Below are 6,339 nucleotides of genomic sequence, written 5' to 3'. Positions count from 1 at the left end.
CCTCGCCCGACAGCGCGGGGAGCAGTCACCATCACAGCATGCAGACTCAGCTCGATCTACAACATCCTTAAGACTTGAACCTGACGCAACGCCGAAAACGCTTTCCAGTCGTAAAGCGCTGCTTGATATGGTCACGTGTTTTCAGACGGCCTTCTTTGATCTGTTGAGTAACAAAATTAACGTCACGGTACTCGCTAATACCTACCCAGATACCACTACCCATGTTGAACCATGTGTAGCGGGCTGAGGCAGAAAGAAGATTGGTGATCTCTTTGAGTATCAGGTCGCCTTGCTCGTATCCCAGCAGCTGGTTTATCAGCCTGAAGTTGGCAATATCCATGTGGATTACTGTCCACCTACGGTAGGTAGAGGCTTTCAGCTTTATAAAATCCAGGAGCGCCAGCCGGCCGTAACTGTAAGGGACAAGGTTCAAGGACAAGGCGGGATCCAAGCGGCTACCCATAGGGCTTAATCTCTTCCGGTAAGAATTTTTTTCGTGATTGAGGACAGGTCTTCCATAGTCATATACCTGATCTTTAGGTAGCCACCAGGCTGGCCAGACTTGGCTTGTTCCAACAGCGCTTCATGTCCCAGCTTTTCGCTTAGGCGCTCCAGAAAGCGTTTCTCGTCAGGATCCTTCTGCTTAGGCGGCGCGACAGGCTTCTTCCTTTTAGCGCATCCTTTAGCTAGGGCCTCGATCTGACGATAACTCAAGCTCTCTTCTACGGCTTGATGAGCTATCCGTACTGCATCAGAAGCTGAAAGCCCATGAAGGCAACGTACCTTCGATTCACTGAGGGATCCGTTGGAGAGATACAACTGGATAGCTTGGGGCAGAGAAAACAACCTAAGATGATTTGTGATCACTTCCCGGCTTATGGTGAACATCTCAGCAAGGCCTTCATGGGTCAGATCAAACTCTTCAATTCCCATCTGATATGCCTGGGCGCGTTCAAAGCTGTTCAGGTCCTTGCGCTGCTCGTTCTCTATTAAGGATGCACGCCATGCCTGCAGATCGGTGTAGTCCCGGACAATACAAGGAACCCGGTCCATGCCAACAAGTTGTGCAGCTCGCCAACGGCGCTCGCCAGCGATGATTTCGTAAAGCTGGACTTCACCTTTTTTCGCGCGTACGACGATAGGCTCGATGATGCCAATGTCACCGTCAAGAAAGCTTTGACCCAGTGAAAGCAGGTCAGCTTGATTGAATTGTTTACGAGGTTGGTATCTACCAGGCACAAGAATATTGCAGGGAAGAAAAACCAGCCCGCCTCTGTTCGACTCGTTAAGCAGATAACTTCCGCTACCGTGCGAGGACATTATTAAGGCTCTGTTAGATATTGGTTATAGTTTACCATTATAATCACGCGAACAAAACGACGTCTGGTTGATTCCAAGGAGCTTTCATGCGCAAAACGGTAGGACTACTCATTTTATTTGGCCTAGCCAAGCCGGCGTTGGCTTGGGATTTAGACTCTGTTTTCAGTCAGCTGAGCCAGACTCTTAGTACCACTTCAAGCACAACGAACAACCCTGCACCTGTAGCAACAACAAATATAGGCACCCCTAGCTTCAACCCTAATACTGTCTATAGCTCTACAACTACAAGTACAGGTGGCTATCCGGTGTGCCAATCAAGAAACGCCACTACGAAGCAGAGCGCATCTGCCTACCAAATTCAAAACGTTCAACAGGCATATTGACATGGTATTACCTCTCGCAGGACTTATTGCAAGTCAAGGTATTCGCGTAGTAGGCGCCCAAGCGCTCAGACATGTAGCTGCTAAGGAAGCATTTGGGCTAGCTGAGAGTGCCCTGGCCAAGCGTGCTATGCCGTTCCTTAACGATGTCATGACTGCAGGTGAGCATTTTGTACCTGGTCGTGAAACACTGGATCGAGTAAGCGGACTTCTTAACAAGCCAGGCATGCTTGGCCGTTTAATGGGTAAAGCTGACATCCTTCAGGATCTGGCTAAAGATAGTCTATTAGACCTCACCAAAAGCCTAGCTGAGCGCGCAGTCCCCGGCCTGGGGGAAGCGATCAGCATCACTAGCCATATCAAACAAGCTAGTGAGACCTTTACTGCTACACAGGATGTAGCCTCTTTCATGGGCGCAATTGGGAAGATTGATTTCAAGGGTTTGATGCAGACAGCACCGTCCATTGGCTCCAAGTATTTGACGGAGCTGGCCAATCAACTCTCTGAGATAAGTCAAATGGCTCACGTGGCACCCACACCCACGCCTTCGCCTGAGAGCACTCCCGGGCTTAGTCGTTAACAGGTAGTCATTGATGAGCATACGCTGTTATTCACCTGCCTACAGTCGGAATTACCTGATAATTCCGCACCCACCCGCCTTGTATGCATCGTCATACCTTCCTAACGCGATGGTTGGCCGTTTCTTTGACGACCCTGTCTGGAAGGTATGCCCTTTAAATCCGTCAGCATCGGTCATGCGAGATTGGGAACTCACCAGCGAACAAGGCTGGGTGGCTAGAAACCTTCTAAGTGTACAGGCCCCTTTGCTGAGGCGCTTTGTTGATGGGGAAATGAAAAGTGCGCTAGCCCGAGGTGCGTCAGTTGATAGCGTGGCAGAGGATACCTTCAATCATCGGGAGCCTTCTGCTCTTTGGGCGCTGGCACTGACCTATCTTGCCAATGAGCAACTAGAGTTCGGTACAGCCCTGCTTGACTTTGCAATCGATCACGCTCCCGCAGAAATGCCAGAAGCCGGAAACTGGAGCAACTATGCAGCGCTAGTTGCTGGCCTTAGTACTTTTCCGACTCGCGCGCCCGTGCATGGTATTGGTGGCTTTATCAAAAAGCTGGTTCAGCTTGGGATGCCAATCAGGCGTATCGAAGGATTTCTGATTGAGCTGCAGGTTCGTCTCGACAATAGCGAAAATGCCCATGCCCAAATAATCAGTTGTGGGCTAGGTAAGTACCAGTGGCAATGGAGCAGCATGGCCGCTGAACCGGTCCGGTTAGTATTTGCATCTCAGGCTTCGGCTGTTAACTGGTTAGTATGCAATTATTTACCGGTAGGAAAGGAACAGGCTACCTTGCGTTCCAAGATAGCACCCATACGAGATGCGCTTAGAAAGCATGAGATTGTTCTGCTTACAACCGCGGAGAAGGCTATGATCGAAGCGTCTGCCTTAATACGGCTGGTGGATGATCTGGCCTTAAAAGGCACGCTTGCTGATGCTAGTGCTTGATGGATATCGATAACCCTGACGAAAAAGCCCTGCACTGCAGGGCTTTTTTGATGCACTTTAAATACTCGGGCCGTTTGATTCGACCGTGTACTCCTGCTCGCTCTGAGGAGCGGTCACCTCAATAACGAGGTCAGACAATATTTGCGGCTCAATGCCTCTCGCCTGCTCCATTACAGCCTCGGTGAGGTTGTTGTCACGCATGTACTTGTAGATGGGTGACTGCTCTAGTGAACGCAGACTTTCTTGCTTGGTTTTTGCAACTTCCCACATTCTGGAGGTCATGAAGTCCAGCTCATCTTTACCCACGGCCTTAGCGAGAGGGACCAGATTATCGGAAGGAGTACGACCAATCAGAATATGGTGCTCATGATCATCGTTGCGAGCACAGCGTTGGATACCAAAGCTGGTAACGCGAGGATGGTTTGACAAGCGTGACTCAAGATCATTGGTTAAGGTGATCTTTGTCATATCAGCCGCTGCATTTTTTACCAGCGCTGCTCTACCTGTCCTCAAAGATTCGAGAACGCTAAAACCGAGATCATGACCTTTGAGCACGTAGAAATCAGGCTTGAGTGGACCCTGGTTGCTCTGAAGCACCTGAGATGTTATGACGCAATCGCCGATAGCAAGCATGGTTGCTGTATTGCGGCGGAGCGCTTCGTTGATGAAGCACTGCTGGCGCCAGGCTGCATCATTTTCACCACGCGCAGGGGACAGTCCTTCAACCAACGACATTGGTGCGGCAGCGTACTGAGGGTTGTCTCGCTCGCTCTGTATACTGAACGAAACTGGACGGGCGCCAGGGGCACGAAAGTCGGTCTTGTAAGGAATAATGACAGCTTCAACCTGGCCGTGCTCATTTCGAACAGCGGCGTAGCCGGCTTTCAATGTCAGCGCAAAGTCAACGACCTCACCCATGGAAGCAGCAGCATCTTTGAGAACAGTCTCAAGACGCTGGCCTTGTTCCAGAGTCGCCTGTTTGCCGAGCAAGCCAAGCTCAAGGGTTGTACTTCGGCTCATTACAGGAGTCATTACCTAATCCTTACATTCTAAAATCGAGAGAGTCGTTGCCCAGCTGCAAAGGCTCGTTATCAAGGGTCAGTTCGACATCAATTTCATTATCGAGTTCGTGCTCATAGTCAGCATCGTAATCATGATCGTCTAATTCACGCTCGATATTTTGGTGATAGCTTTCCTTTACGCTGCGTAGATATTCCTCAAAGGAATCAGCTAGCCAAGTGACACCGATGTCCCGGAATACTTCGTTCACTACCAAACCATTAAATTGGTTTAGATATGCAATCGTAGAAAATAATATCCTGTTGTGCTGCATCTGCATTGGGATGTACGTCACGTATTGCAGCTTTTATCTTTGCCACACCCTCATTAAATTCGCACTTTCCTGCACCAATCATGCGTAGTCCACGGCCCATCTCCAAGCCGGCGCCTACTATAACCTCGCGAAGAGAGTTTGCTGCCACCAGAATTTCAGTCAACCCAAGGCCTTCTTGAGCATTTACTGCTGCCGGTAATTGTGCAGTTTGTCCTGCTACATGAACTAGGTCAGACTGAGCTGCCTGCCGCACAGCGACATGAAGTAGCTTCTGGTGCATCGCCTCAGCTTCTGCTTCGCCGTTCATAAACTTCGATCCGACATGACGCATGAGCCCGCCTAAAATAATGGCTGCATCATCCAGGTCGTTGTAGGTCTCCATAACCTCAGGAAAAAGCTGACGATAGGCCTCGGTATCACCAAGGTTGCCGCGAACATGAGCCATTCGAACCAGGTTAGCCTCAGCCAGGAAGCTAACATCGAGTCCTGCTGCATTATCGCCCTGTTGTACCTTGCGAATAACGGCGACAGCGGAGCTTAGGAGAAGCTGTAAATTGTACAGGCCGCCATCGAAGTTAATGGCTTCATTCAGATGGGCCCTGAGCTCATGCGGGAAGAGATCGTTTCCGGCAAGGTCTGGCAACGCCTCATGAGTCACGACCCTTTGAACTTCTTCTAAAGCTGCGTTTAGATCGCCGTCATTGATGCGCATTACTCATTCCTCATTTATATTTGTGGATATCCCATAAAATAACACTATAATATTATGAGCTATTATTTATTGGCTAAACGGCGCCGTCAAATTAACGTAAATGATTGCCCGTAAATGCTGATTAAGATATATTCGCGCAACTCCATTTATATACAAGCTCTCCCATGACATACCCTGCTTTCCGATCAGAAGACCAAACCTTCCAGATAAAGCTGGGAGAACTTGCAACATTCAAGGCTCTTGCTCCTACAGAACTGGATCTGTTCGGCAATTACCTTGAGCTGCCTCCTGGTACTATCCTGATCGCAGCTAGCTCAGGCGGATGGGGATGGGCTGAGCGATTCCTTATTCACGAGCGAAATGCCGAAGGTTATGTAGCGGTCGATCTACGTAGAGCTATTGTGGTTGAAATGCCGGCTTGGGAAGTCGCTTCCAGTTTCTACCAGCTCTTTTCAGAAGAGGCTTATCCCTATAAATCTCTCGTAGAGGCCATTACAGCCGTTCGTAAAGGGATTCCGTTATTTTCAGCGCCTGTTGCACAGCCTGACTAAGATGATTGATTTGCCGCCCTCCATCGCGCATCAGGAAATACCGCGGCAATGTATCGTGGCGACCCTCCAGCGTTACCAGATCCCGCCCAACCTCTTTGTTGGTTACCTTGGCCAGGAAAGCGGGCGTGTTGGTATGGCAAATACCAACAAGAATGGCTCGGTTGATTACGGGCCGGCGCAGGTTAATAGTGCTTGGCTAAAGACACTCAAGCCGTATGGCATCACCGCGCAGGATCTCCAGTTTAATCCCTGCACCAACATATGGGTCAGCGGCTGGATCATGCGGCGCTGTCTGAATAAGTTTGCCGATGACGCTTGGAAGGCAATCGGATGTTACCACACCGGTGAAAACCCAAAGTCAAATGAGCATGTAGCCCGAATGTATGAGTACACCAAGCTTGTACAAGGCAAAGCAATACAATATGGCCCCGCCTTTCAGCGCTGGCTAGCCGGCTCTGATTAATCCGGCTAGCCAGGTCAACACTATTCGAGGCCTTCTGCTGTGGAGAGCCCGGATGATATA

Annotated in this window: 10 protein-coding genes; 5 read left to right on the top strand and 5 right to left on the bottom strand. The window is 49.8% G+C overall.

Translation table 11 applies throughout. The annotated features are described in order from the left end of the window. Positions 1–67: 67 nt before the first annotated feature. A complete protein-coding gene (locus PLU01S_RS21440) occupies positions 68–463 on the bottom strand; it encodes a diguanylate cyclase domain-containing protein (protein WP_074828792.1) in 396 nt (131 codons plus the stop codon). Between the two features lie 5 nt (positions 464–468). Beyond that, on the bottom strand, positions 469–1,320 hold the full coding sequence (locus PLU01S_RS21435) for a ParB/RepB/Spo0J family partition protein (protein WP_074828783.1): 852 nt from the start codon (positions 1,318–1,320) through the stop codon (positions 469–471). An 86-nt stretch (positions 1,321–1,406) separates the two neighbouring features. On the opposite strand from PLU01S_RS21435, the gene PLU01S_RS25470 reads away from it, so the two are divergent. The 3 genes from PLU01S_RS25470 to PLU01S_RS21425 all read left to right on the top strand — a co-directional run bounded on the left by PLU01S_RS25470 (position 1,407) and on the right by PLU01S_RS21425 (position 3,220). Beyond that, positions 1,407–1,703, top strand: coding sequence for a hypothetical protein (locus PLU01S_RS25470; protein ID WP_139803988.1), 297 nt, complete (start codon positions 1,407–1,409; stop codon positions 1,701–1,703). Between the two features lies 1 nt (position 1,704). Then, on the top strand, positions 1,705–2,280 hold the full coding sequence (locus PLU01S_RS21430; RefSeq protein WP_074828780.1) for a hypothetical protein: 576 nt from the start codon (positions 1,705–1,707) through the stop codon (positions 2,278–2,280). A 175-nt stretch (positions 2,281–2,455) separates the two neighbouring features. Further along, the gene (locus tag PLU01S_RS21425) at positions 2,456–3,220 is read left to right on the top strand and encodes a hypothetical protein (RefSeq protein WP_074828778.1); all 765 of its coding nucleotides are present in this window, start codon (positions 2,456–2,458) and stop codon (positions 3,218–3,220) included. A gap of 57 nt (positions 3,221–3,277) precedes the next feature. Here PLU01S_RS21425 and PLU01S_RS21420 read toward each other — a convergent pair whose 3' ends face one another. The 3 genes from PLU01S_RS21420 to PLU01S_RS21410 are packed head-to-tail and all read right to left on the bottom strand — an operon-like array spanning position 3,278 to position 5,265. Next, entirely contained in the window at positions 3,278–4,240 is a 963-nt protein-coding gene (locus tag PLU01S_RS21420; RefSeq protein WP_139208895.1) for a hypothetical protein, read from the bottom strand. Between the two features lie 22 nt (positions 4,241–4,262). Next, positions 4,263–4,490: a hypothetical protein gene (locus PLU01S_RS21415; protein WP_074828769.1), complete on the bottom strand. Its 228-nt coding sequence runs from the start codon at positions 4,488–4,490 to the stop codon at positions 4,263–4,265. A 10-nt stretch (positions 4,491–4,500) separates the two neighbouring features. Next, on the bottom strand, positions 4,501–5,265 hold the full coding sequence (locus PLU01S_RS21410) for a hypothetical protein (RefSeq protein WP_074828766.1): 765 nt from the start codon (positions 5,263–5,265) through the stop codon (positions 4,501–4,503). A 164-nt stretch (positions 5,266–5,429) separates the two neighbouring features. Here PLU01S_RS21410 and PLU01S_RS21405 point away from each other — a divergent pair, with 164 nt between their 5' ends. Together PLU01S_RS21405 and PLU01S_RS21400 are read left to right on the top strand one after the other, a co-directional pair. After that, entirely contained in the window at positions 5,430–5,816 is a 387-nt protein-coding gene (locus PLU01S_RS21405) for a hypothetical protein (protein WP_019364730.1), read from the top strand. 1 nt (position 5,817) lies between these two features. Further along, positions 5,818–6,279 carry a lytic transglycosylase domain-containing protein gene (locus tag PLU01S_RS21400; protein ID WP_019364731.1) on the top strand — a complete coding sequence of 154 codons (462 nt, stop codon included), beginning with the start codon at positions 5,818–5,820 and terminating at the stop codon, positions 6,277–6,279. Positions 6,280–6,339: the final 60 nt, after the last annotated feature.

Source organism: Pseudomonas luteola NBRC 103146 (assembly GCF_002091675.1).
In the GTDB taxonomy this organism is placed as follows: Bacteria; Pseudomonadota; Gammaproteobacteria; order Pseudomonadales; family Pseudomonadaceae; genus Chryseomonas; species Chryseomonas luteola.
The sequence above is the reverse complement of the archived record's forward strand: the minus strand, read 5'-3'. Positions and strand labels throughout refer to the sequence as shown.